18 protein-coding genes and 1 tRNA gene are annotated in these 25,382 nt (G+C 60.1%); 5 read left to right on the top strand and 14 right to left on the bottom strand.

Annotation, left to right across the window (positions count from 1 at the left end):
* The first annotated feature begins 254 nt into the window (after positions 1 to 254).
* Positions 255 to 2,783: a PepSY domain-containing protein gene (locus AB3226_RS18795; protein WP_367374144.1), complete on the top strand. Its 2,529-nt coding sequence runs from the start codon at positions 255 to 257 to the stop codon at positions 2,781 to 2,783.
* Positions 2,784 to 2,961: 178 nt separating this feature from the next.
* Here the strand turns inward: AB3226_RS18795 and AB3226_RS18790 are convergent, their stop codons facing one another.
* From AB3226_RS18790 to ptsP, 4 genes are all read right to left on the bottom strand, one after another.
* Positions 2,962 to 4,503 (bottom strand): alkaline phosphatase, encoded by a 1,542-nt coding sequence (locus AB3226_RS18790; protein WP_367374143.1) that lies wholly within the window; start codon positions 4,501 to 4,503, stop codon positions 2,962 to 2,964.
* Between the two features lie 170 nt (positions 4,504 to 4,673).
* Positions 4,674 to 6,413: a PTS fructose-like transporter subunit IIB gene (locus AB3226_RS18785; protein ID WP_367374142.1), complete on the bottom strand. Its 1,740-nt coding sequence runs from the start codon at positions 6,411 to 6,413 to the stop codon at positions 4,674 to 4,676.
* A gap of 11 nt (positions 6,414 to 6,424) precedes the next feature.
* Positions 6,425 to 7,366 (bottom strand): 1-phosphofructokinase, encoded by a 942-nt coding sequence (gene pfkB, locus AB3226_RS18780; RefSeq protein ID WP_367374141.1) that lies wholly within the window; start codon positions 7,364 to 7,366, stop codon positions 6,425 to 6,427.
* Entirely contained in the window at positions 7,366 to 10,227 is a 2,862-nt protein-coding gene (gene ptsP, locus AB3226_RS18775; protein WP_367374140.1) for a phosphoenolpyruvate--protein phosphotransferase, read from the bottom strand. Before ptsP ends, pfkB begins: the two co-directional genes overlap by 1 nt.
* 301 nt (positions 10,228 to 10,528) lie before the next feature.
* On the opposite strand from ptsP, the gene cra reads away from it, so the two are divergent.
* Together cra and AB3226_RS18765 are read left to right on the top strand one after the other, a co-directional pair.
* Positions 10,529 to 11,524: a catabolite repressor/activator gene (gene cra, locus AB3226_RS18770; protein ID WP_367374139.1), complete on the top strand. Its 996-nt coding sequence runs from the start codon at positions 10,529 to 10,531 to the stop codon at positions 11,522 to 11,524.
* Between the two features lie 3 nt (positions 11,525 to 11,527).
* Positions 11,528 to 12,304, top strand: a complete 777-nt coding sequence (locus tag AB3226_RS18765) for a TatD family hydrolase (protein WP_367374138.1) — start codon at positions 11,528 to 11,530, stop codon at positions 12,302 to 12,304.
* A 130-nt stretch (positions 12,305 to 12,434) separates the two neighbouring features.
* On the opposite strand, the gene AB3226_RS18760 is transcribed toward AB3226_RS18765, so the two are convergent.
* The 4 genes from AB3226_RS18760 to AB3226_RS18745 all read right to left on the bottom strand — a co-directional run bounded on the left by AB3226_RS18760 (position 12,435) and on the right by AB3226_RS18745 (position 18,436).
* On the bottom strand, positions 12,435 to 14,465 hold the full coding sequence (locus AB3226_RS18760) for a methyl-accepting chemotaxis protein (RefSeq protein WP_367374137.1): 2,031 nt from the start codon (positions 14,463 to 14,465) through the stop codon (positions 12,435 to 12,437).
* A gap of 290 nt (positions 14,466 to 14,755) precedes the next feature.
* Entirely contained in the window at positions 14,756 to 15,592 is an 837-nt protein-coding gene (gene ampE / locus AB3226_RS18755) for a regulatory signaling modulator protein AmpE (RefSeq protein ID WP_367374136.1), read from the bottom strand.
* Entirely contained in the window at positions 15,589 to 16,164 is a 576-nt protein-coding gene (gene ampD, locus AB3226_RS18750) for a 1,6-anhydro-N-acetylmuramyl-L-alanine amidase AmpD (protein ID WP_367374135.1), read from the bottom strand. Before ampD ends, ampE begins: the two co-directional genes overlap by 4 nt.
* Positions 16,165 to 16,228: 64 nt before the next feature.
* Entirely contained in the window at positions 16,229 to 18,436 is a 2,208-nt protein-coding gene (locus AB3226_RS18745; RefSeq protein ID WP_367374134.1) for a DUF1631 domain-containing protein, read from the bottom strand.
* Between the two features lie 365 nt (positions 18,437 to 18,801).
* On the opposite strand from AB3226_RS18745, the gene nadC reads away from it, so the two are divergent.
* On the top strand, positions 18,802 to 19,650 hold the full coding sequence (gene nadC, locus AB3226_RS18740; RefSeq protein ID WP_367374133.1) for a carboxylating nicotinate-nucleotide diphosphorylase: 849 nt from the start codon (positions 18,802 to 18,804) through the stop codon (positions 19,648 to 19,650).
* 49 nt (positions 19,651 to 19,699) lie between these two features.
* Here nadC and AB3226_RS18735 read toward each other — a convergent pair whose 3' ends face one another.
* Positions 19,700 to 20,005: a DUF6388 family protein gene (locus tag AB3226_RS18735; protein ID WP_258620015.1), complete on the bottom strand. Its 306-nt coding sequence runs from the start codon at positions 20,003 to 20,005 to the stop codon at positions 19,700 to 19,702.
* Between the two features lie 302 nt (positions 20,006 to 20,307).
* On the opposite strand from AB3226_RS18735, the gene AB3226_RS18730 reads away from it, so the two are divergent.
* Positions 20,308 to 20,853: a hypothetical protein gene (locus AB3226_RS18730; protein WP_367374132.1), complete on the top strand. Its 546-nt coding sequence runs from the start codon at positions 20,308 to 20,310 to the stop codon at positions 20,851 to 20,853.
* 9 nt (positions 20,854 to 20,862) lie between these two features.
* Here the strand turns inward: AB3226_RS18730 and AB3226_RS18725 are convergent.
* The 5 genes from AB3226_RS18725 to rbfA form a co-directional block, all read right to left on the bottom strand.
* Positions 20,863 to 20,938 (bottom strand) — tRNA-Thr (locus AB3226_RS18725).
* Positions 20,939 to 21,201: 263 nt separating this feature from the next.
* A complete protein-coding gene (gene pnp, locus AB3226_RS18720; protein WP_052965657.1) occupies positions 21,202 to 23,307 on the bottom strand; it encodes a polyribonucleotide nucleotidyltransferase in 2,106 nt (701 codons plus the stop codon).
* A 195-nt stretch (positions 23,308 to 23,502) separates the two neighbouring features.
* The gene (gene rpsO / locus AB3226_RS18715) at positions 23,503 to 23,772 is read right to left on the bottom strand and encodes a 30S ribosomal protein S15 (protein WP_003176135.1); all 270 of its coding nucleotides are present in this window, start codon (positions 23,770 to 23,772) and stop codon (positions 23,503 to 23,505) included.
* Between the two features lie 142 nt (positions 23,773 to 23,914).
* Complete coding sequence (truB, locus tag AB3226_RS18710) at positions 23,915 to 24,832, bottom strand: tRNA pseudouridine(55) synthase TruB (RefSeq protein WP_008067213.1); 918 nt, start codon at positions 24,830 to 24,832, stop codon at positions 23,915 to 23,917.
* 3 nt (positions 24,833 to 24,835) lie between these two features.
* Positions 24,836 to 25,237 (bottom strand): 30S ribosome-binding factor RbfA, encoded by a 402-nt coding sequence (gene rbfA / locus AB3226_RS18705; protein WP_122595202.1) that lies wholly within the window; start codon positions 25,235 to 25,237, stop codon positions 24,836 to 24,838.
* Between the last annotated feature and the right edge of the window lie 145 nt (positions 25,238 to 25,382).

The following is a 25,382-nucleotide window of genomic DNA, read 5'->3' as shown; positions in this document are numbered from 1 at the left end:
GAGCTTGCTCCCGTTGGACTGCGAAGCAGTCCCCCTCTTTTGGGATAAGGGGGCCGCTTCGCGGCCCAGCGGGAGCAAGCTCCCTCGCCACAGGTTACTCATCGCTTGTTCTATCTCTTAACTGACTGGCATCAGGCCAAAGCCCCGTTCATCGAAGTGAACGGGGCTTTTGTGTGTAAAAAAGAATCCTTCTCGACAACTCACGGCATAATGCGCGCCGTGATGATGACTTTTGAACGAACAAGGCGAGCGACGTGTTGAAGAAATCCCTGTTCCAGTTGCACTGGTTTTTCGGCATCAGCGCCGGACTGGTCCTGGCCCTGATGGGCATCACCGGGGCGGCGGTATCGTTCCAGGATGAAATCCTGCGAGCGTTGAACCCCTCTGTGCTGCACGTCGAGAAGCAGATTGCCGGCGTACTGCCGCCTGCCGAGCTGGTGGAAAAAATCGAAGGCGCTTCGGGCAAAAAAGTCTCGATGCTCTGGGTCGAGACCGACAGCGGCAACGCCGCGCGGGTGATCTTCACCGCGCCACCCGGTGAACGTCGCGGGCCGATGCGGTACTTCGACCCCTACACCGGCGAGTTCATGGGCGATGTCACGGGCCAGGATTTCTTTGGCCTGATGCTGCAACTGCACCGGGTCCTGGCCATGGGCGATACTGGCCGGCAGATCACTGGCGCCTGTACGCTGATTCTGCTGTTCTTCTGCCTGTCCGGCCTGTATATGCGCTGGCCGCGCCAATGGAAAAGCTGGCGCGCGTGGCTGACCCTGGACTGGAATAAAAAGGGTCGCAGCTTCAACTGGGATCTGCATTCGGTGGCCGGTACCTGGTGCCTGGTGTTCTATCTTTTGGCGGCGCTGACCGGTTTGTCCTGGTCGTACGAGTGGTACAACAAAGGCCTGACCCGGCTGCTTTCCGATTCGCCGCAGAACGAACGAGTGCGCAGTGGTCGCGGCCCTGCGCCAAGCGGTGCCGCTCCCACTGCCGATTACGCCGCCATATGGAGCAGCATCTACAGCGCCGCCGGTCCTGGTCTTTCGTCCTACAACGTGCGTATGCCGCCCGTGGCCGGGCAACCGGCAACCGTGTTCTACCTGCTGAAGAACTCACCCCACGACATGGCACGGAACCAGCTCACCCTCGATCCGGCGACCGGCATCGTCAGCCGTCATGACCGCTACAGCGACAAGAGCCTCAAGGCGCAACTGCTGACCAGTATCTACGCACTGCACGTTGGCAGTTACTTCGGGATTATCGGGCGGATTATGGTGACGATCGCCGCACTGGCCATGCCGCTATTTTTTGTCACTGGCTGGTTGCTGTACCTGGACCGTCGACGCAAGAAACGTCAGATCAAGGACGCCCGTAAAGGCCTCGTACAACCGGGCAGTGATGCGCCGGCATGGCTGATCGGCTTCGCCAGTCAGAGCGGATTCGCCGAACAACTGGCCTGGCAGACCGCCGGACAATTACAGGCCGCAGGGTTGCCGGTGAAGGTCCAACCATTGGCCAATGTCAGCGAACAAGACCTGCAGGATTCCAGCAACGCGCTGTTTGTGGTCAGCACCTTCGGCGACGGAGAGGCACCTGACAGCGCCCGAGGATTCGAACGCAAAGTGCTGGGCCGTGCGCTGAGCTTCGACAGCCTTAACTATGCCGTGCTTGGCCTCGGTGACCGCCAGTATCAACACTTCTGCGGCTTCGCCCGCCGCTTGCACAACTGGCTGGGCGAACACGGCGGCAAGACCTTGTTCGCCCCGGTGGAAGTCGACAGCGGCGACCCTTACGCCTTGCGTCACTGGCAACAGCAACTCGGCCTGCTGACCGGCCAGGCGCCAGTGGATACCTGGCAAGCACCAAGCTACGACAACTGGACCCTGACCCGCCGCGAATTGATGAACCCGGACAGCAGCGGCTCGCCCGTGTACTTGCTGGGCCTCAGCGCCCCCACCACCAGCAGCTGGCTGGCCGGGGATCTGGTGGAAGTGCTGCCGCGCAATTGTCCGTGGGCCATCGAGCATTTCCTCGACGGCCTGGGGATTGACGGTCGGGCCACGGTTGAATTCGATGGCCTGTCGCAAACGCTGGAACAAGCTCTCGCCAGTCGCCAACTGCCCGAGAACCGCGCCCATCTGGTCGGCCTGCACGCGCAAGCGCTGGCGGATGCCCTGGTGCCGTTGGCCATGCGCGAATACTCCATCGCCTCGATCGCCGCCGACGGGGTGCTGGAGTTGATCGTGCGTCAGGAATTGCACGCCGACGGCAGCCTGGGCGTCGGTTCCGGCTGGTTGACCGAACACGCTCCCGTGGGTAGCAGCATCAGCCTGCGAGTACGCCGCAACAGTGGTTTCCATCTCCCGAACGAACCGGTGCCGATGATCCTGCTGGGCAACGGCACCGGGCTGGCCGGGTTGCGCAGTTTGCTCAAGGCACGGATTGCCGACGGGCAGCAGCGTCACTGGCTGCTGTTCGGCGAGCGTAATCGCGAGCATGACTACCTGTGCCGCGCAGAGCTTGAAGAATGGTTGACTGCTGGAGATCTGGAACGACTGGACCTGGCGTTTTCCCGAGATCAGGCCGAGAAGATCTATGTGCAGGATCGCCTGCGCGAGTCGGCCGATGAGTTGAAAAAATGGCTGGCCGATGGCGCCGTGATTTACATCTGCGGCAGTTTGCAGGGGATGGCGTCAGGGGTGGATCACGCGCTCAACGAATTGCTGGGTATTGAAGAGGTCGACCGCCTGATCGAACAAGGCCGCTACCGCCGCGACGTCTACTGACACCCTTGATCCCCTGTGCGGGCTTTTGTGGCGAGGGAGCTTGCTCCCGTTTGAGTGCGTAGCACTCACAAGGTCTTTGGTACATCTGAGATTTTGGGGCCGCTTCGCAGCCCAACGGGGGCAAGCCCCCTCGCCACAGGTTTGCTCCCACATTGATAGAGTGTCGGCTTACTTCTTCTCACGCCGGCGCCAACTTGCGCTCAAACACCCCCACCCCATCCAGATCCCGCAGCACCACACTCATCTCCCCCGTCGGCCCATCGATATTCACCTCGCCAAAAAACTGAAACCCGGCAAACGGCGAGGTGTTCTGCGCCGGTGGGGCTTTCTCGAACACCACTTCGGGGCCGAAGGTTTTATCCAGCGCATTAGGCCCGAAGCTCCCCGCATTCAGTGGTCCCGCAACAAACTCCCAGAACGGTTCGAAGTCCTGGAACGCCGCGCGGTCCGGGTGGTAATGGTGCGCGGCGCAGTAATGCACATCCGCCGTGAGGAATACGAAATTACGCACCTGCTGCGCCCGCAGAAAACCGAGCAATTCAGCGATTTCCACTTCACGGCCCTGAGCCGGGCCAGGGTCACCATTGGCCACCGCTTCCCAACGCGCCACACCGGGGCTGACTTCGCCGTCGGGTACGCCGAGGCCGATGGGCATGTCGGCGGCGATGACTTTCCATTGGGCCCGGGAGCCTTTCAATTCACGTTTGAGCCAGTCCAATTGTTCTCGACCGAGAAACGGTTTGGCGGCACCCAGGTTGTCGTCATTGGCTTCGCGATAACTGCGCATGTCGAGCACGAATACATCAAGCATCGGCCCATAACTCAGCTTGCGATAAATCCGCCCGCCGTCATCGGCACTCTGCAAACGCATCGGCGCGTATTCCAGCCAGGCCTGGCGCGCACGGCCCACCAGGCTGTGGATATCTTTGCTCTTGTAACGCTCATCCAGTTGCTTGCCCGGCGACCAGTTGTTCACCACTTCGTGGTCGTCCCACTGCCAGATTTGCGGGACCTCGGCGTTGAAGCGGCGGATGTTTTCGTCCATCAGGTTGTAGCGGTAATTGCCGCGATAGTCGTCGAGGGTTTCGGCGACTTTGCTCTTGGCTTCGCTGGTGATGTTGCGCCACACACGGCCGCTCTCTGTTGCGAGCTGCGCAGGTACGGGACCGTCGGCGTAGATGGTGTCGCCGCTGTGGATAAAAAAGTCCGGCAGGCGCAGACGCATGGCTTCATAGATGCGCATGCCGCCAATGTCCGGGTTGATGCCGAAACCCTGGCCGACCGTATCGCCACTCCAGACAAACCGAATATTGCGCCGGGCAGTTGGCACACTGCGCAGATGGCCAAACCAGGGTTCACTGGCGACACCGCTCTGGGCGTCTTCGAACGTCACGCGGTAGAAAATCGACTGATCGGCGGGCAGGCCAGTGAGTTCGACCCGGGCGGTGAAATCGGTGCGGGCATCGGCCAATGGCGAGACGAATCGACGAGGGTTACTGAACAGGCTGCGCGTGTCCCATTCCACCACCATCCGCGCCGCACGGTCGCTGCGGCTCCAGATCATCGCCCGGTCGCCCAACAGGTCGCCGGACTGCACGCCATCGGTGAGTTGCGGCCGATCCTTGACCGAAGCAATCACCGCCGGCGCCAGGCCAGGCATCAACAGGCCAGCGCCAACGGCTTGCATGATACGACGGCGGCCGAGGTCGAATTCGCTCATGGTGTTCTCCCTGAAAAAGGAAAACTTAAGCACGTGCAAATGACGCCCGTGTGAAAGCGCGGTCCCTGTGGGAGCGGGCTTGCCCGCGATAGCGGTGAAACAGTCACCGAATGGGTTGAATGTTAAGCCGTCATCGCGGGCAAGCCCGCTCCCACAGGTTTTGTGGTGTGTCAGGCACTGGCCGGTTCCAGCGCCAACTCCACCATTTCCGGCCGCTTGAGCAGCGCATACGTCACCGCCGTCAGCAAACTCCCGGCCACGATCGCCAGCAGATACAACAGCGCATGGTTGATCGCATTCGGAATCAGCATCACGAATAACCCGCCGTGGGGCGCCATGAGTTTGCAGCCGAAGTACATCGACATCGCGCCAGTCAGCGCGCCGCCGGCGATGCTCGCCGGAATCACCCGCAACGGGTCTTTCGCTGCAAACGGAATCGCCCCCTCGGAGATAAAGCACAACCCCAATACCAGCGCCGCTTTACCGGCCTCGCGTTCAGTCTGGGCGAACTTGCGCCGAGCAATGAACGTGGCGATGCCCAGGCCAATCGGCGGCACCATGCCGGCGGCCATGGTTGCGGCCATCGGTGCATAACTTTGCGACGCCAGCAGCCCTACCGAAAACGCGTAAGCCGCCTTGTTGATCGGCCCGCCGAGATCGACGCACATCATGCCGCCCAGCAGTACACCGAGCAGGATGGCGTTGGTGGTGCCCATGCTGTCGAGGAAGTGCGTGAGCCCCGCGAGCATCCCGGCCACCGGCTTGCCGACCACGTAGATCATCACCAGACCGGTGAACAGGCTCGCCAGCAACGGGATGATCAGGATCGGTTTCAGCGCCTCAAGACTTTGCGGCAAGCGCGCATAGCGGTTGATCGCCTGGGCTGCATAGCCGGCGATGAAACCGGCAATGATCCCGCCGATGAAACCGGCGCCCAGGGTGCTCGCCAGCAAACCACCGATCATCCCCGGCGCCAGGCCCGGGCGGTCAGCGATCGAGTAGGCGATGTATCCCGCCAGCAGCGGCACCATCAGCTTGAACGCGGTGTCGCCGCCGATCTGCATCAGCGCCGCCGCGAGCGTGCCTTCCTCCTTGAACGCGGTGATGCCGAACACGAAGGACAAGGCGATCATCAGACCGCCCGCCACCACCATCGGCAACATGTACGACACACCAGTCAGCAGGTGTTTGTAGATGCCGGTCTTTTCTTGCTTGGCCGGGCCTTTGGCGCCGGTCGAAGCGCTTTCCTGCTTGCCTTCGGCCAGGGCTTTGTTCAGCGTCGCTTCGGCCTGTTTCAGCGCAATACCGGTGCCGCAACGGTAGATTTTCTTGCCGGCGAAACGCTCGGTGGCGACGTCGATGTCTGCCGCCAGCAATACCACGTCGGCATCGGCAATCGCCGCTGCGCTGAGTGGATTGCGAGCGCCGACCGAGCCTTGGGTTTCCACTTGCAGGTCGTAGCCCAAGCGCTTGGCCGCTTGCTGCAAGGCTTCGGCGGCCATGAAGGTATGGGCGACGCCGGTCGGGCACGCGGTGACAGCCACCAGGCGTGGCGCATTTTTAACCACGGTAGCCGGTTCGGCGACGGCTTCGGGCGCGACGTAAACCTCGGCCTCCTCCACCCCGCGACGCAGCACCGCTTCGACATCTTGCAGGGCCTGGGCCGGAGTGCTCTGGAACACACGTTTGCCGACGAACCGCGACATATCCACCGGCGCGCTGGTGACGAGCAACACCCACTCGGCGGCCTCGATGGTCGCGGCCGACAGTTGGCGTTCCGGATGGGCCGCATCAACGACTTCGACACTGGTGCTCCAGCCCTGACGCTGGGCCGCTGCATCGAGCAGACGAGCACACAGCACACTGGTGACCATGCCGTTCGGGCAGGCCGTAACAATGGCTAACTTCATTGCAAACCCTCTTATTGTTCTGTCAGGGGGCGCAGGCGCACGCCCTGTTCGAGCTGCGCCAATTGCGCGGCGTCGCCAATACCAAAACCGATCTGGGTGACGGCCATGGCGGCAATCGCGGTGGCGGTGCGCAAGGTTTGTTCGGGCGTGTCGGCGCTGAGCAAACCGTGGAGCATGCCCGCCAGCAACGAATCCCCGGCCCCAACGGTGCTGACCACACTGACCTTGGGCGGCGTGGCGTGCATGGCCGAGCCGACACTGAACCAGTTCACCCCGTCGGCACCGTCGGAAATCACCACGTGTTCGATGCCATGTGCATGCAAGCGGCTCGCTGCCTCGGCTTGGGCACCCACGGAAACCACTTCGCAACCCAGCGCATCAGCCAGTTCTTCGGTGTTGGGTTTGATCAGCCACGGGCCGGCAGCCAGACCTGCGCGCAAGGCTTCACCGCTGGTGTCGAGCGCCACTTTCAAACCGCGTTTTTTCAAGCGCTGGATCAACTCCCGCAACCACTGAGGATTCACGCCACGGGGCAAACTGCCGGCCACGACGACCGCGTCATGCCCTGGAGCAATCTGGTCGAGACGATCGAGCAAAGCTTGCTGCGCCGCTTCACTGACCCTCGGCCCCGGGCCATTGATGTCGGTGATGCGACCATCGCTTTCCGCCAGTTTGATGTTGCTGCGGGTCTCGCCGGGGACACGGACAAACGCGTCGGTAAAACCGCGTTTGGCGAACAGGGTTTCGAACGCTTGAAGGTTGTCTTCCCCGAGAAAACCGCAGACGGTCAGCTGATGCCCGAGGTCGGCCAGCACCTGCGCCACGTTCACCCCTTTGCCGGCGGCGTGGGTGTGCATTTCGTCGCTGCGATTGACCTGACCAGGGGTAAGTAGCGGCAATTGGACGGTGAGGTCCAGCGCAGGGTTAAGGGTCAGGGTTAAGATCTTGGCCATTACAGGGCCTCCACTAATGCACGAACTTCGTTCGCACTGCCCACGGCCAGGGCCTGTTGGGCAAGGGTTTGAGTCTGGGTCAGGCTGAGTTCACGAATGCGCGCCTTGACCTCGGCAATGCTGCGGCCCGACACGCTCAACTCATCCACACCCAGGCCCACCAGCACCGGCACCGCCAGCGGATCGGCCGCCAGTTCACCGCACACGCCGACCCACTTGCCATGAGCATGAGCCGCACGCACGGTGATGTCGATCAGTTGCAGCACCGCCGGATGCAAGCCGTCGGCCTGGGCCGACAAGGTCGGATGACCACGGTCGATGGCCAAGGTGTATTGCGTCAGGTCGTTGGTGCCGACGCTGAAGAAATCCACTTCCTTGGCCAGCACCGGCGCCAGCAAAGCAGCCGACGGCACTTCGATCATGATCCCCAGTTGCAGATCCGCAACCGGGATTTCCAGGCGTAGCCGTTCGGTCATGTCCCGGGCCTGACGCCATTCATCGACGCTGCCGACCATCGGGAACATGATCCGCAATGGACGGTTGTCAGCCGCACGCAGCAAGGCGCGCAACTGCGCTTCCATGACTTGCGGACGTTGCAGGGTCAAGCGAATGCCCCGCACGCCGAGGAACGGGTTTTCTTCTTTGGCGATCGGCCAGTACGGCAGCGGCTTGTCACCACCGACGTCAAGGGTGCGCACCACCAGCGGGCGACCGGCCAGGCCATCGAGGACACGACGGTATTCGATTTCCTGAGTCGCCTCGTCCGGCGCTTGGGAGTGAGCCATGAAAATCAGTTCGGTGCGCAGCAGGCCAATGCCTTCGGCGCCCTGCTCCACAGCACTGGTGACGCCGGCGCTTTCGCCGATATTGGCGAACACTTCCACTGCGTGGCCGTCGGTGGTCAACGCCGGTTGATGGCGTTGTTCGGCGGCGGCTTTCAAGCGCAGTTCGCGGGTGTCGCGTTCTTCGGTGGCGCGCTGCAAGGTGGCGGAATCGGCGTCCACGTGCAGGCGACCGCGCTGGCCATCGATCAACAGAGGCGTGCCCGGCTTCAGCAACAACACGGCGGCGCCGGCGCCCACCAGCGCTGGAATACCGAGGGCGCGGGCGACGATGGCGCTGTGGGCCGTGGCACCACCGCGAGCGGTGAGGATGCCGGCGACGCGCGTCGGATCGAGACGAGCCACGTCGGACGGGCCGACTTCATCCATCACCAGAATGTACGGCTGCTCTGGCTCGGCCGGGGTTTCGACGCCACTCAATTGCGCCAGCACCCGTCGGCCAATGTCGCGCAGGTCGGCGGCACGTTCGGCGAGCAAAGCGTCCTGCAACGATTCCTGCTGTTTGGCGGCGGCTTCAATCACTGTCATCCACGCCGCTTCGGCGCTTTCGCCCTGCTTGAGGCGGGTGTCGACTTCGTCGGTCAGTTCCGGGTCGTCGAGCATTTCCTGATGGGTGATGAAAATCTCGCGAATCGCTTTGGCCTTGCTGCGCTCGATCAGGCCTTCGATGTCGCGACGCACATCCGCCAACGCTTGCTTGAGACGTTCGCGCTCGATGGCGGCGGACTCACCGCGCAGCGGGTAATCGATGACTTGCAGCACTTGAATATGCGCCGGGCCGATGGCGATCCCCGGCGCGGCAGCAATCGCCTGAATCAGGCTGCCGGACGCGGGTGCAAGCAGCACTTCGGCGACGTCGGCAATCACTTCGCGCTGTTGGCTCACGACCGGCAGCGGCTCGACTTCTTCACCGAGGCCTTCTTCGATGGCCGCCAGCAAGGCAGGCAAAGCATCGGCGGCGATGGTTGGCTCGGCGATGAATTCCAGCACTTGGCCGCGACGGGCGCCGAGGCTGAGCAGTTTGCTCAAACTCTTCACCGACACCGCGCTGTCCTGGCCATCGACGATGCGCACGCGGATTTCGCCTTCAAAACTTTTCGCCAGTTGCGCGAGAATCTTCGCCGGACGCGCATGCAAACCGTGGGCGTTGGCCAGGGCAATGCGTGCGCTCGGCCAATCCGCCGGCACTTCACCGCCGAGGACTTCCAGCACCGCGCGGCTGCTGGTGGCACGGCCCAATTCATGACCACGGCCTTCGATCAGCAACGCGCAAAGGCGTTCGAGCAGCGCCTGATGGGCTTCACCCAGGCTGGCCAGACAGAACAGCCCGCTCAACGGCTGACCGAGGTAGCGCATGGGTTTGTCCGGGGTCACGAACGCCAGGCCCGGACGCTTCACCGTTTGTTCACTGTGCAGCCACCACAGGCCATCGCCCAGCGGCAGCGCGTCGACCTGCTGCAAGATGCCGGCAAAACCGTTGCTCACGCAATCGGCCTGACGCAGCAAACGGGCGCCGCGCCAGACCAATTCTTCAAAGTCATCGGCAGAAACACTGAGGCCGATCATCTGTGCGTCCAGCGCCAACTCCTGTGGCGCGCCTTGCAGCAGTTTCAACAAGGCTTCGGCGGAACTGGCGCGGCGCAGGGCCTGGCCCAGATCGGTTTCGCCGAGGGCGCGGGTCAGCAGTTGCAGCAGGCGCAGGTGTTCATCGGATTTGGCGGCGATACCAATCGCCAGATAAACGATCTGGCCATCGCCCCAGTCCACGCCGTCAGGAAACTGCATCAGTCGCACGCCAGTGGCGAACACCTGATCACGGGTTTCCGGGGTGCCGTGGGGGATGGCAATACCTTGGCCGAGAAAGGTCGAGCCCTGGACTTCCCGGGCCTGCAAGCCCGCAAGGTAACCATCCGCCACCAGGCCATCGGTCACGAGTCGGTCAGCGAGTAATTGCAGGGCGGTGGCTTTATCCACAGCCGACTGGCCCATGGATATCTGCTCTATGGTGAGCTCGAGCATGCTTTCTCCTTTTTGGCGCCGTGTGACGCCAGGTATTGTTTTGATTGATTCAGCTTAAGCCTTTGGGAGCGCCTTTTCAGGGGCAGTTTTGGCGGTTTCGCGGCAGAACCGACCAAAGCGACCTTTAGCGTAGAAAATACGCCTGCTGAAACGTTTAATCTAGAATGTTAGGCACGTTACTCGATAATGTCTCATCCTTGAAGTCCAATTGTCGGATCTGCTGCGACAATGGTCGCCTGCCCGAATCGGGTAGGATTGGCGAAAATGTCGGGCAAGCTCGAACAAAAAAGGAAAACCCGGGTTGAAACTCAGTGATATTGCACAGTTGGCCGGCGTCTCCGTGACCACCGCCAGTTATGTCATCAATGGCAAGGCTGAACAGCAACGTATCAGCAGCGCTACCGTCGAGCGCGTGCGCGCGGTGGTCGAACAACACGGCTTCACCCCCAATCCTCAGGCCGCCGGGTTGCGCAGTCGGCACACCCGCACCTTGGGGTTCATTCTGCCGGACCTGGAAAACCCCAGTTACGCACGAATCGCCAAACTGCTGGAACAAGGCGCCCGGGCTCGCGGCTATCAGTTGTTGATCGCCAGTTCCGACGATGCGCCGGACAGTGAACGGCAATTGCTGCAACTGTTCCGGGCCCGGCGTTGCGATGCATTGATCGTCGCCAGTTGCCTGCCGGCCGGCGATGACAGTTATCGTCAGTTGCAGGCCAAAGGCATTCCGATCATCGCCATCGACCGGGTGATGGAGCCTGAGTACTTTTGCTCGGTGATCAGCGACGACCGCGAAGCCAGTCTGCAGCTTACCCGCAGCCTGCTGAACCCGTTGCCCAAGCAGATCGCGCTGATCGGTGCCCGTCCCGAATTGAGTATCAGCCAGGAACGGGCGGCAGGTTTCAAGGAAGCGCTGAACGGCTTCAAAGGCGAGGCGCTGATCGAACACGGCGAGTCGTTCAGTCGTGAGTGCGGTAAACAATTGATGGAGGAATTGCTTCAGCGCCTGGGCCATTTACCGGATGCGCTGGTGACCACCTCCTACGTGCTGCTTCAGGGTGTATTCGATGCCTTGCACGACTTCCCTCTGAAGTCCCGCCCGCTACGTTTGGGCACTTTCGGTGATACGCAGTTGCTGGACTTCTTGCCGCTGCCGGTCAACGCCATGTCCCAGCAGCATCAGCTGATCGCCGACAAGGCGCTGCGACTAGCGTTGGCAGCCATTGAACAGGCCGATTACCAACCCGGCGTGCAGGCCATCGCGCGGACCTTCAAGCAGCGAATTCATCAGGACTGAGCCGTGGAACTGATCGACACCCACACTCATCTGGATTTCCCGGATTTCGACGTGGATCGTCAGGCGCTGCTGGCCGAGAGCCGCGCTCTCGGCGTGCGGCGGATGGTGGTGCTGGGGGTTTATCAGGCCAATTGGCAGCGGGTCTGGGATCTGGTGCAAAGCGATCCCGATCTGCACGCTGCGTTCGGTTTGCACCCGGTGTATCTGGATGACCATCGCCCTGAGGATTTGACCGAACTCGGTGACTGGCTGACGCGTCTGGCGGGGCATCGACAGCTATGCGCGGTGGGCGAGATCGGTCTGGATTACTTCATCGAAACCCTGGATCGTGAACGCCAGCAAGCGTTGTTCGACGCCCAACTGCAACTGGCGGCGGACTTCAATCTGCCAGCGCTGATTCATGTGCGACGCAGCCATGCGGCGGTGATTGCCACGCTCAAACGGTTTCGCTTGAAACGCGCGGGGATTATTCATGCCTTCGCCGGTAGCCAGGAAGAGGCCCGCGAATACATCAAGCTGGGTTTCAAACTCGGCCTCGGCGGCGCCGCAACCTGGCCGCAGGCCCTGCGCATGCACCGGGTACTCGCCGGTTTGCCTGTTGAATCGGTGGTACTGGAAACCGACTCACCGGACATGGCCCCCGCCATGTTCCCCGGTCAACGCAACAGCCCGGCCCATTTGCCGGCGATCTGCGAGGCACTGGCCGCCCTCATGGCGATCAGCCCCGAACAACTGGCTGCCGCCAGCACGGCCAATGCGTGTGAGTTGTTCAGCTGGTAGTCCGCTGATTCACGCAATACTTGTGGGAGCGGGCTTGCCCGCGATGACGGACTGTCAGTCAACATTGATGTTGAATGTTAAGACGCTATCGCGGGCAAGCCCGCTCCCACAGTAAATCTGCTGCGTGGCATCAAACCCGGAACGCGCTGATCAATTGTTTGAGTTCAACCACCTGCGCCGACAACGCTCGGCTGGCATTTTCAGTCTGGTGCGCGCCGTCGGCGGTGCGCTCACCGGCGCGGTTGATCTCGACAATGTTCTGATCGATGTCGTGAGCCACGGCGGTCTGCTGTTCTACGGCTGCAGCAATCTGCTGATTCTGATCGACGATCATGCCGACGGCGCCAAGGATGTTTTCCAGCGCCTGCTGGACCTTTTCCGACTGCCCGACCGTGCCGTTGGCCATCTGATGGCTGGTGCCCATCGCCTTGACCGCCGCCCCGACACCGCTGTGCAGCTTGGCGATCATTTGCTCGATTTCTTCGGTCGATTGCTGGGTGCGTTTGGCCAGGGTCCGGACCTCGTCCGCCACCACCGCAAAACCACGACCCTGTTCGCCCGCACGCGCAGCTTCGATGGCCGCGTTAAGCGCCAGCAGGTTGGTCTGTTCGGCGATGCTCTTGATCACTTCCAGCACACTACTGATGGACTGGCTGTCGCTGGCCAGTTGGTTGATCACCCGCACCGACTGATCGATTTCACTGGCCAGTGCAGCGATACTGCCCTGCTGGGACTCCACCAGCCCGCGCCCACTAATGGTTTCGTCGTTGACGCTGTGGGCGCTGCTGACGGCCGCCGCGGCACTGCGCGCCACCTCCAGAGACGTGGCTGACATCTGGTTCATCGCGGTGGCGACCTGCTCGATCTGTGTACGCTGCCCCGCCACTGCCTGATTGCTCTGCGCGGACACGTTTTCAACCTGGCCAGCCTGGCGCTCGACCTCACTGACGGTCTGGCCCACGCGCTCGATCAGATCATGGATCTTCTTCACGGTGCCGGTGAATACCTCGCCCAACTCGCCCAGCTCATCGCGGCTGTTGGCGCTGAAGGTCACGGTCATGTCGCCGGCCGCCACCTTGTCCATCACCGCGCCAAGACGCTTGAGGGTGGTGCGGGTCGAGGCGTAGAAACCGCCATAGAGGTAAAAAATCAACACAAACACCACCGCCAGTGCCACCGCCTGCAAAATCATGTGAGTGCGGTGCTGCTCCAGCCGCTGCTGCAACTGGGTACCGAGAAACTTCAGGGTGGCTTCATTGAGTTGGTAGGTCTGGTCGATCAAACCCGTAACCTGATCGTAAAAGCCCTGCCACGGTGCATCGAGGGTGTCAGCCATCACCACCTGTTCTTCGAACAGTTCACTGGCCTTTTTCAGAGAGGTCTTGCTGCTTTCAGCTTGAGCGGCCAGGGTTTCGTGCGCTGCTTTACTGGAACCCAAAGCATCCTGCAATTTCAGACTGTATTCGGCCTGAAGCTTTTCGATCTGCGCCAGCAACTCATCGAAACGGGTGCTCGACGCCGAATTGAGAAAGCCCTGCCCCAACGAGTAAGAACCCATCGCCCGGCCTTCGCCGAGCGTTTGGGTGACGGCTGGCGTGACGTTGGTAATGAGCTCGCTCAGCTGACGCATGTCGCTCTGGCTGTCGCGGCTCAGGCCGGCCTGACTGGCAATGATCTGGCTGAAAATCTGCGCATTGCCGAGCAACTTGCCGATCAGCGCACTTTTGCTTTGCAGGGAGGTTTCCGTTTGCTGGGCCTTGAACGCGGCGATCATTTCATCGCGCTTGCCATCGAAAAAGCTGATTTGCTCCGGGTCAGTGGTCATCGCCGCCAGCCCTTGCAAACGGGTCAGAACGCTTTGTTCCAGAGCGCTGATAGTCGATTCGACATGACCGGCCTTGCCGGACTGGCCAAGGGTAACGTTGATCTGCACCAGGTTGTTCAGGGTTTCCAGATCCCGGCGCAGGCTCAGGCCACTGCCCAGCAGGTCGAGGCTCTGCAGCTCGACCCGTGTGCCCTGGAATTCGCGATAGGAATCGCGCACCAGATAGAAGTTGGTCACCAGCATCGGCACGAGGAATAGCACGCTGATCAGGCTGAACTTCATGCCGAAGCTCAGGCGGTTCATCAGCGCGACGGCGGGATAGAGCAAGCTCTTCACTGTGAAGTCTCCCTTTGAATTCTTATTTTTATGGCGGGCGCGCAGAGACAGCAGATAGCCACTATTGGCGCTGTCTCTGTATAGCCTAAATCGACGGAGGGTTTTGTAACTTAAGGTTAACGGCGGGGTGCCGTTATTGGAGCGGATGAGCCCCCTGTGGCGAGGGAGCTTGCTCCCGCTCGGCTGCGAAGCACAGTCGTAATTCCGGATAACTTAGTCTGTCTGGACGGGCGCCGGGGGCCGCTTCGCGCCCCAACGGGAGCAAGCTCCCTCGCCACATGTGTTGTGGATTATGACAAAACAGTCCACAACGCAAACCCGGCATACCAAAGCACTGCCGCGCGCAGCAGCAGTTCCCAGATCCGGTCGAGGCTGTTGATGCCGTCCGGCCCGACCACCGGCGCCGGAATTTCACCGGCCACCAAGCCGACCTTCTCGATCAGTTGGGCGGCGCTGATGTTCCAGTTCAGCAGCTCGTGCAGCATCACCCGGCCGACCGCGACAAAGTTGCCGACCAGCGCAAAACTCGCCGCCAGCAGTCGCACCGGTACCCAATCGAACGCATGACGTAGCTGTGCTGCTCGCTCGACCACGGCCGGGTTCTGCCCGTGTTCCTCGGCCAGCGCCAGCAATCGATAGCTCAACGCAGCAACCGGGCCCAGCAGGAAGTACCAGAAGATCACCGCGAAAAAGCTCTGATAGGCCTGCCACAGCAGATGCCCTTCAACTCGCTCCAGCAGTTGCTCGCCGTTGTCAGCGCAAATGTTCAAATCGCGTTTGGCCACATGCGCGGCGGCTTGCAGGTCTTCCCGGCGCCAGGCATCGCGGAACGGCCCGAGGCCAGCCAGCAGATCACCTCGGCCCAGACTGTAAATCACCACCAGCAGGTGCACCGGTAACGCCAGCAAACCGTAGGCTACCGGCTCCAGCACCACCAACAGCAAACCCAGCAGCGCCACCGGCAACAACACCAGCACCACCAGTATCAGCCACGGACGGTTTGTCATGCGGGGGCTGGCTTCAAGCTTGTTCAGCTCGCGCACCCAACCGCCATCACGTTGAACCCGATGGCGCAGGGCCGAGAACTTTTCGATCCACACCGCCAATAGCAGCACCAGAAAACTCATTGTTGCTCCTTTTTTTCCAGAGCGGCTTCTGTCAGAGCCGCGCGATAGCGTACCCAGTCAAACGCCGGTCCCGGATCAGTCTTGCGCCCGGGTGCAATATCGCTATGCCCGCAGATGCGTTGTGCGGTGATACCCGTAAAGGCGCTTTGCAGCTGTAAAGTCAGGGCCGTCAACGCTTGATATTGGGCGTCGGTGAACGGCAGATCATCCGTGCCTTCAAGCTCGATGCCCACGGAAAAATCGTTACAGGTGTCCCGTCCTTCGAAACACGAGACGCCAGCGTGCCAGGCGCGCTCTAGACAGGAGACAAACTGAGTGACGGTGCCGTCACGTTCGATCAAAAAGTGTGCAGACACCCGCAGGTCGGCGATCCCTGCAAAGTAGGGATGTTCCGTGACATCCAGGCGATTCTGGAAAAATTCCTGCACCTTGCCGGTCAGAAACTGCGCGGGCGGCAGACTGATGTTGTGGATCACCAGCAGGGAAATTTCGCCCTCGGGGCGCGCATTGAAGTTGGGCGAGGGGCATATGCGCACGCCCTGACACCAACCGCTCGCGGGGTCCAACTGCATACAGGTTCCTTCAACGACGACTGTGTTGGTGCCCAGTATGCCGCGATAGACCCTCGGCGCGCGATCACTTGCCGCGATTGATGCGCCGCAGGTTGGCCAGCACCGACTCCAGCGCCCGGTCGAACAGCAAGGTGTCGTCCAGCGTTCGCACCGCGCCACGCCGAAACTTCAGGGCCAGACCGGTACGACTGTGCTCCAGCACTTTCATCCCGGTACGGTTGACGAAGATGTACTTGCCGGTGGCTTCAATGATCGCCGCCAGCTTGCAGCGCAGGGTGTTTTCCTCGTCCTCCTGAAACTCGACCCAGCAACCCAGGTGCAGCTGATCGACCTGAAGCAGAGCGATATCGCCCTCCGGCAAACGCATCGATGCCATTTCGACCGGGCCTTCGTCAGCGGTGCGAAGCACGATTTCCTGCTGCACTTCGACCATCATCGGTGCGTCAACAGTCGTGCTTTTCTGGTCTGGGCGTTCGAACAACTGAAGGTGCAAAACTTCCAGCTCGCTGAAAAACTCGCCGGTGGCAAACGGGTCGAATGCCGAACGGTTCAAGCCATCGCGCAACGACTTGAGCAACCCCGGCACTAGCGACAACAAGCGCAGGCTCGCGTCAGGTTCGTCATGGCGTTGCACACTCCAGATCAATTGCGCCATGGTCTGCACATCGGCATGCCATTCGGCGGACTGATCACCCTGCTTGAGGCAGGTCAGCAACAGCACTTTGCTCCAGGCCTCCTGGACAAACGCCACCACGCTGTGCGGCAGCACCTTGCCCACCAACGCCTGGTTCAGCGCCTGCTCGACGCGCTGACGCGCCAATTCGGTCCTGGCTCGGCCTTCTTCGGCGTCACGGGTACGCTGCTCGAGTAATTCGCTGCGACGGCGTTCGTCACTGGTGAAGGCGAGAAAATCCGCCAGCAACTCGGAAAAGATCGCCGGGTCATCGACAAAGTCATTCAACAAGCGCTGCACCACTTGCTCGATGCGCAGGTACAGGCTGTCGCGCTCACGGTCATCGCACTCGCCCCAGCCCATGGCCGCAGCGGCGATTTCGTTGAGTAAACGCCGGGCGGGATGGCTGCTGCGGCTGAAAAAGCTCTTGTCGAGTACCGCGACTTTCAGCATCGGAATCTGCAAACGGCCGATCAGCGCCTTGAGCGAGTCCGGCAGATTGCGGTCATCGAGGATGCATTCGAAGAGCATGGCAATCAGGTTGATCACGTCTTCGTCGGCCACCCCGACCACGCGCGACTTGCCACTTTTGACGCTGCCCCGGGTCAGCAGTTGTTCGAGCTGGTTACGCAGATCGAAGTCGTCCTGAGCCGCCAGCGTCGGCACGTATTGCTGCAAATGCGAAAGCAGGCGCAGCAGGTCGCGGGTAGAAATAGGCTGGGTCTGGGCACTGACTTCCAGGGTCGGCGCAACACTGCCACGCACGTGGAACAGCAACTCCTGCAATGCGGCGAAGACTTCCTGCACGCCTTCGTCAATCTGCGTATTGCCAGTCCGCACGCTTGTTTCGGCGGGGTCAGCACGAACACTGGCAGCCGCCCGATCGGCGGCACGCCGCGCCGGGGCGGGCTTGAGGTCCGGCAGCACGCCGGTGGCGATCAGCAGTTGATTGGCTTCGGCGTAGAGCTGATCAGCATCGCTGAGCACATAACGTTCGAACAGCTTGAGGATGATCAGCTTGACCTTGATCTCCATGCCCAGGTTGCGCCCGGCCTGCAAGAAATACTCACAGAGCAGCGTCGGCCCCAGGGGGTTGTGCTGTTCGACCAGCGTCTTGCTCAACAGTGTGCTGAGTCGGGCGGTGAGCTGGTCGAGGGCGAAACCGTCGCGATTGAGCACTTTGCCGACCATGGCCTCCACCGCCACGTTGCGCTCCATGTCGTCATTGGGCATCGACGCCGAGGCATCGAAAGCCAATGCCCGGGGCAAGGCAGCTTGGGAAATGTCGTACTGCGCAAGGCTGACGAAGGCCTCGAAGAATTGCTCGAGAAATCCGCGTTCGATGCTTTTGCGCTTGAGGCGCAAATCACGCATGGCTTCGAAGAAGATGTTTTGCTCGACGTTGTTTCGGGCCCGATCGGCCATTTCGAACAGGGTGTCGTCGGCGTTATCGAACAACTCCTGCAAACCTTGCTTGAGCTGTTGAGCGGCCTTGTCGCGAACCTGAAGCAGAATCACGGGCAGGCGGGCGAGCGGCGAGTGAATCGCCTGGTCGGTAGCGGCCTTGTGCAAAGGCACTACATTCCCGTCGATGTGCATCCAAGCCTCCTGAAACGGTGATTCTTCGGTTCGGTTCGGTAAGAAAGATCGAGTACGCAGGCCATACAGCCGACGCTCAACGGGGACAGTCACCACCCGTTGTCATTCAATCATCAGGAATCCAGAGTTACGTCAAAGCTATGACGTCAAATGCAAGGCGAATTATCTGCAAAAGACTCCCCTTGTGCCAGCAGACTCTGCGCTCCCCCAAGAAATAGACGCTATGAGGGAGCCCCTTGCTTAACACCGATTGCTGGCGCGAATCGACCAAATGCAGGTTTGCGAACAATTGAATGGCCGTTGATGCCTTGGGTTGCCTCGCACCATGGCCCTATAATCGGGCCACTTTGTTTGTGGAGCCCGTTATGCCGAATCTACGTCTCGCCGATTTGACCGCCGAAATCGAAGCCAACGTGCGCCGTGCGTTGCTCGAGGACATCGGCAGCGGCGATATCACCGCGCAACTGATCCCGGCCGAACGCCTGGCCAAAGCCACCATCATCACCCGCGATGAGGCTGTCATTGCTGGCACCGCGTGGGTCGACGCGGTTTTCCGGCAATTGGACCCACGGGTTGCCGTTCATTGGCAGGTGCGCGACGGCGAACGGGTGAAACCCAATCAGGCGCTATTCCATCTCGAAGGCCCGGCGCGCTCGCTGCTGACGGGTGAACGCAGCGCACTGAATTTTCTGCAAATGCTTTCCGGCGTGGCCACTCGCGCACAGTACCTGGCCGATTTCGTCGCCGAGACCCAGGTTAAGTTGCTCGACACCCGCAAAACCTTGCCGGGGCTGCGCCTGGCCCAGAAATACGCCGTGACCTGCGGCGGTTGCCACAATCACCGTATCGGTCTGTATGACGCCTTCCTGATCAAGGAAAACCATATCGCCGCCTGTGGTGGCATCCCTGAGGCTATCGCAGCCGCGCACAAGATCGCCCCGGGCAAACCGGTGGAGATCGAAGTGGAAAGCCTGGCGGAACTGAAGGAAGCACTGGCGGCGGGTGCCGACATCATCATGCTCGATGAACTGAGCCTGGATGACATGCGCGAAGCTGTGCGCCTGAACGCCGGCAAGGCAAAACTGGAGGCTAGCGGCGGTATCAACGAAAGCACGTTGCTGCCAATCGCCGAAACCGGCGTGGATTATATTTCGATTGGTGCGATGACCAAGGATGTGAAGGCTGTGGACCTGTCGATGCGGCTGAGTATCTGATCACGCCTTTGATAAAAAAATGCCAGCCTGATAAAGGCTGGCATTTTTTTTAGACCACCAGATTATTCATCTCGCAGTACTCTTCCCACTCGACGCCCAATACCTCGGCCGCCTCCTTGTGCAGTTCCAGACGCTTGGCCTCGAACTCCTCCGGCGTGCTCGTGTATTTGAGCGTCAGCTCCCACGGCTGCAAGCCCTGAGCTTCCGCCTCATCCTCAAACGCCCACTGGATCTGGTCTTTCTGATCGTCGGCGGGCAAGTCCTTGATCTCTTCCAGCAACTGGGGCGCGTCCAGCACGTACTTTTTAAGCGCTTCTTCGTGTCTGGCTTCTTGGGTCAATTCTTTAACGGTCATGGCGTTCTCGCTGATCTGGGGAATGGAAGATGGATCTGGATCATCAAGGATCTCTCTGACGCAAAAAACCGTTAGAAGCCCGGTTTGTCTGGCCTTCAGAACCATTCGGGATCATCTGAAAACTGCTGGGCGATGCTCATGCAGACAACGAATATAGGATGTTTTGTCGAGGATTCACACGGGTCTTTACATCTATTCCACAAAAAGCCACGAGCATAAGGTGCAGGAGGCCTTGGGAACATAAGTCGAAATCCCAAGTCATAGCGATGTGCCATATCAGCACTTCACAAGGAACTCCAGTGATGCACAGTTTTTCGAAGCTTTTGTCTGCCCAGCTTGCCACCGCTACCCTGCTGCTCTCCTGCCTGACATTGGCCAGTGCCGCCCAAGCGGCTGTCGAAGTCACCTCTGACCCTTCGTTGTACTCCGACAAAATCTCGGCTCTCCACAACTCATTCGGTAAAGACACGCTCGTCAGAACCAGCGTCAGCATCGATGATCTGGAAAACCTGCAAAAAACCGTGAAGGCCAATGCCACCGAACTGGAAAGCCAGAAGCGCACCATCAGTGAGCAGGCCCGTCAGATCGACGAACTCAAACGCAACAGCGGTTCCAGTTCAAACTCCAGCGGCAAGGAGATTGACGATCTCAAGCGCACGGTCAATGAACAGGAACGCGATCTGAACAACCTTGGCAAACAAGTGGAAGAGCTAAAGCGCAACAGCGGCTCCAGCTCAAGCTCGAGTAACAGCGAAATCTCCAATCTCAAACGGGAGATCAGCGATCAGGATCGCGCGATGGATCAGCTCAAACGCACTGTCGAGGACCTGAGCAGAAAGGTGAAGTGAAGAAGAGAATGGTGCCCGAGACAGGAATCGAACCTGCGACCTTCGCGTTACGAGTGCGCTGCTCTACCGGCTGAGCTACACGGGCGGTGGGCTAAACCTAGCATCAGGATCGGAGACCAGCAACTTGTGGCGAGGGAGCTTGCTCCCGCTCGGCTGCGCTGCAGCCGTAAACCGGTACACGCAGTGGCCTGCCGTAATACATCAGGGTCGCTTCGCAACCCAGCGGGAGCAAGCTCCCTCGCCACAGAAAGTTCATGTTCAGTTACTTTCCTGTACACAAAAAAATGCCCCGCCGTTTTCACGGCGGGGCATTTTTTATAACGATGAAGCGGTCAGACGCGGGGGTGTTTAAACGCCCGAAGCCTTGGCTGCTGCTACGTCTTTGATGGACAGCTTGATACGGCCGCGGTTGTCCACGTCCAGTACCAGTACTTCCACTTCCTGGCCTTCTTTCAGGATATCGGTCACTTTTTCAACGCGAGCATCGCTCAGCATCGAGATGTGAACCAGACCGTCCTTGCCCGGCAGGATGTTGACGAATGCGCCGAAGTCGACGATGCGCTCAACCTTACCGACGTAGATCTTGCCGATCTCGGCTTCTGCGGTGATGCCCAGAACGCGCTGACGTGCCGCTTCAGCCGCTTCCTTGGTTTCGCCGAAGATCTTGATCGAACCGTCGTCTTCGATGTCGATCGAAGCCTTGGTTTCTTCACAGATCGCACGAATGGTCGCGCCGCCTTTACCGATGACATCACGGATTTTGTCGGTGTCGATTTTCATCGCGATCATGGTCGGAGCGTTTTCCGACAGCTCGGTACGCGACTGGCCAATGATCTGGTTCATCTGACCGAGGATATTCAGGCGCGCTTCCAGGGCTTGGCCCAGAGCGATTTCCATGATTTCTTCGGTGATGCCCTTGATCTTGATGTCCATCTGCAGCGCGGTAACACCTTTGGCGGTACCCGCTACTTTGAAGTCCATGTCGCCGAGGTGATCTTCGTCGCCCAGGATGTCGGTCAGGACAGCGAATTTCTCGCCTTCTTTAACCAGACCCATGGCGATACCGGCAACCGGTGCCTTCATCGGAACGCCGGCATCCATCAGAGCCAGGGAAGCACCGCAGACCGAAGCCATGGAGCTCGAACCGTTGGACTCGGTGATTTCCGACACAACACGAATGGTGTACGGGAACACGTCGGCAGCAGGCAGCATGGCCTGAACCGAACGACGGGCCAGACGGCCGTGACCGATTTCGCGACGACCAGCACCACCCATGCGACCACACTCACCTACCGAGAACGGAGGGAAGTTGTAGTGCAGCATGAACGGGTCTTTTTTCTCGCCTTCCAGGGTATCCAGCAGCTGTGCGTCACGGGCAGTACCCAGAGTCGCGACTACCAGGGCCTGGGTTTCGCCACGGGTAAACAGTGCCGAACCGTGGGTCTTTGGCAGAACGCCGACTTCGATGTTCAGCGGACGTACGGTCTTGGTGTCGCGACCGTCGATACGTGGCTTGCCGTTAACGATGTTTTCGCGAACGGTGCGGTATTCGATTTCACCGAAAGCCGCTTTGACTTCAGCGGAAGTCGGCTGACCTTCTTCACCGGACAGGTTGGCAACAACCTGGTCTTTCAGCTCGCCCAGACGTGCATAACGGTCGGCTTTGACGGTGATGGTGTAAGCCTGGGAGATCGCTTCGCCGAACTCGGCGCGGATAGCACCCAACAGAGCGGTGGCTTCTGGCTGTGGAGCCCAGGTCCAGGTTGGCTTGGCAGCTTCAGCGGCCAGTTCCTTGACGGCGTTGATCACCACCTGGAACTCGTCGTGAGCAAACAGTACAGCGCCCAGCATCTGGTCTTCGGTCAGCTCTTTGGCTTCCGATTCAACCATCAACACGGCTTCCGAAGTACCGGCAACGACCATGTCCAGGCTCGAAGCTTTCAGTTGTTCGTAAGTCGGGTTCAGCAGGTAGCCGGTGCTTTCATGGAACGCAACGCGGGCAGCGCCGATCGGGCCATCGAAAGGAATGCCGGAGATGGCCAGGGCAGCCGAGGTACCGATCATCGCAGCGATGTCCGGATCGGTCTTCTTGCTAGTGGAAACGACGGTGCAGACAACCTGCACTTCGTTCATGAAGCCTTCTGGGAACAGCGGACGGATCGGACGGTCGATCAGTCGGGAAGTCAGGGTTTCTTTCTCGGAAGGACGGCCTTCACGCTTGAAGAAACCGCCAGGGATCTTACCGGCAGCGTAAGTCTTTTCCTGGTAGTGAACGGACAGAGGGAAGAAGCCCTTGCCTGGATCGGCTTGTTTGGCACCGACAACAGTCACCAATACGCTGACGTCGTCGTCAACGGTGACCAATACTGCGCCGGAGGCCTGACGGGCGATACGGCCAGTCTCGAGGGTAACGGTCGACTGACCGAACTGGAATTTTTTGATTACCGGGTTCACGGTGTCCTACCTTCTTTTGTGGCTCTTGGGGAACTTGTCTTCTTGCGAAATTCTTGGGCAATGTCGGGAATCGGCCCAACGCCTGTCCAGGGTAAAACGTATATCCAGATAAAACTTGAGGCTGGGAGCCTGCCATGCGCCAGCGGGAAACCCACTGACGCACGACAGACAACCAACCTCTAGCGCAATCGCTTATTAGCGACGCAGACCCAGGCGACCGATCAGAGCCTGATAACGACCCAGATCCTTGCCTTTCAGGTAGTCCAGCAGCTTACGGCGCTGGTTTACCATGCGGATCAGACCACGACGGGAGTGGTGATCTTTACCGTTGGCCTTGAAGTGACCTTGCAGTTTGTTGATGTTGTGGGTCAGCAGTGCAACTTGCACTTCTGGCGAACCAGTGTCACCAACAGCTTGCTGGTAGTCAGCTACGATTTGAGCTTTTTCTTGAACGTCGAGAGCCATGAGGCAATCCTTTTATCAGGAAACTGTTTCAAGGAAACAGCTTCAACAGGCCAGGGACAAATCCCTGTATCTATAAATGAGTAGTGACCGTGCCTGTTAACAGCCACACTCGCCGGCCTGCTGTTACACAGGCCGGTTTCGGTCATTCTGACCGAATCAGTCGACGCGGCGCGATGCGCCCGTCTTCGCTCACTTCACCGATACCGATGAAGCGACCGTTGTGATCCTGTACCCGTACCATGCCGAACTTCGGTGCATCCGGGGCGCGGACCGGTTGGCCGTTAAGCCAGTAGAACGCGCTGTGCTCCGAGAAATGCAACAGTGGCCAGTCCAGCAGGCCGCTGTCCGATGGCATCAGGAAGCGGTCGACCGCTTCGTTGCCGCCTTCGGCATGTACCGCTTCAAGCTCTTCCAGAGTGACGGTCTGTGCAAGCGTGAAAGGCCCGGCCTGGGTACGTCGCAATTCAGCGACGTAAGCGCCACAACCGAGTTGCTCACCGATATCCTCCACCAGGGTGCGGATATAGGTGCCTTTGCTGCAATCCACTGCAAGCCGCGCAGTATCACCCTCAAAGGCCAGTAATTCCAAGCGCGCAATAGTAACAGAACGCGGTTCGCGCTCCACTACTTCGCCTGCACGGGCCAGCTTGTACAGCGGCTGGCCATCACGCTTGAGCGCCGAGTACATCGGCGGTATCTGACTGATTTGCCCACGAAATTTCGGCAGCACAGCTTCGATATCGGCGCGACCAACGGTCACCGGGCGCTCCAGCAAAACTTCACCTTCGGCATCGGCCGTGGTGGTGGTCTTGCCCAGTTGCGCCAGGGTTTCATAAGCCTTGTCGGAATCAAGCAGGTATTGCGAGAACTTGGTGGCCTCACCGAAGCACAACGGCAGCACGCCGGTGGCCAGCGGATCAAGACTGCCGGTGTGCCCGGCCTTCTCGGCATTGAGCAACCAGCGGACCTTCTGCAACGCCGCGTTGGAGGTGAACCCCAACGGCTTGTCGAGCAGGATGATGCCGCTGACGTTACGACGGATACGTTTGACCTGAGCCACCGATTACTCCTTGGCGTCTTCGGGTTCAGCCGCTACCGGGTGCTGATTGTCTTCAGCCACCGCACGCTCGATCAGGGCAGACAGATGCGCGCCACGCACGACGCTCTCGTCGTAATGGAAGTGCAGCTGCGGAACGCTGCGCAACTTCATTTCGCGAGCCAACTGCATGCGCAGGAAACCTGCGGCTGCGTTGAGCACCTTGATGCTTTGCGCGATGTCTTCAGCGTTGTCCTGACCCATCACGGTGATGAAGATCTTGGCGTGACCGACGTCACGGCTGACTTCAACAGCGGTAATGGTGACCAGGCCGACGCGCGGGTCTTTTACTTCACGACGGATCAGCTGTGCCAGCTCACGCTGCATCTGATCGCCGATACGTTGGGTACGGCTGTATTCTTTTGCCATGTCTTGTTACCTGTTACTGCCCCACGGTGAAACCCGAGGGGTCTGAAAGCGGCAAACGCCCGGCCTGACAAAAGCCAGACCGGGCGTTGCGTTTAGAGTCCGGACGTTGCGCCGCGCATCTGCATGCGGCGGCTCATCGTGGCCC

The organism is Pseudomonas lini (assembly GCF_964063345.1).
Taxonomy (GTDB): Bacteria; Pseudomonadota; Gammaproteobacteria; order Pseudomonadales; family Pseudomonadaceae; genus Aquipseudomonas; species Aquipseudomonas lini_B.
The sequence above is the reverse complement of the archived record's forward strand: the minus strand, read 5'-3'. Positions and strand labels throughout refer to the sequence as shown.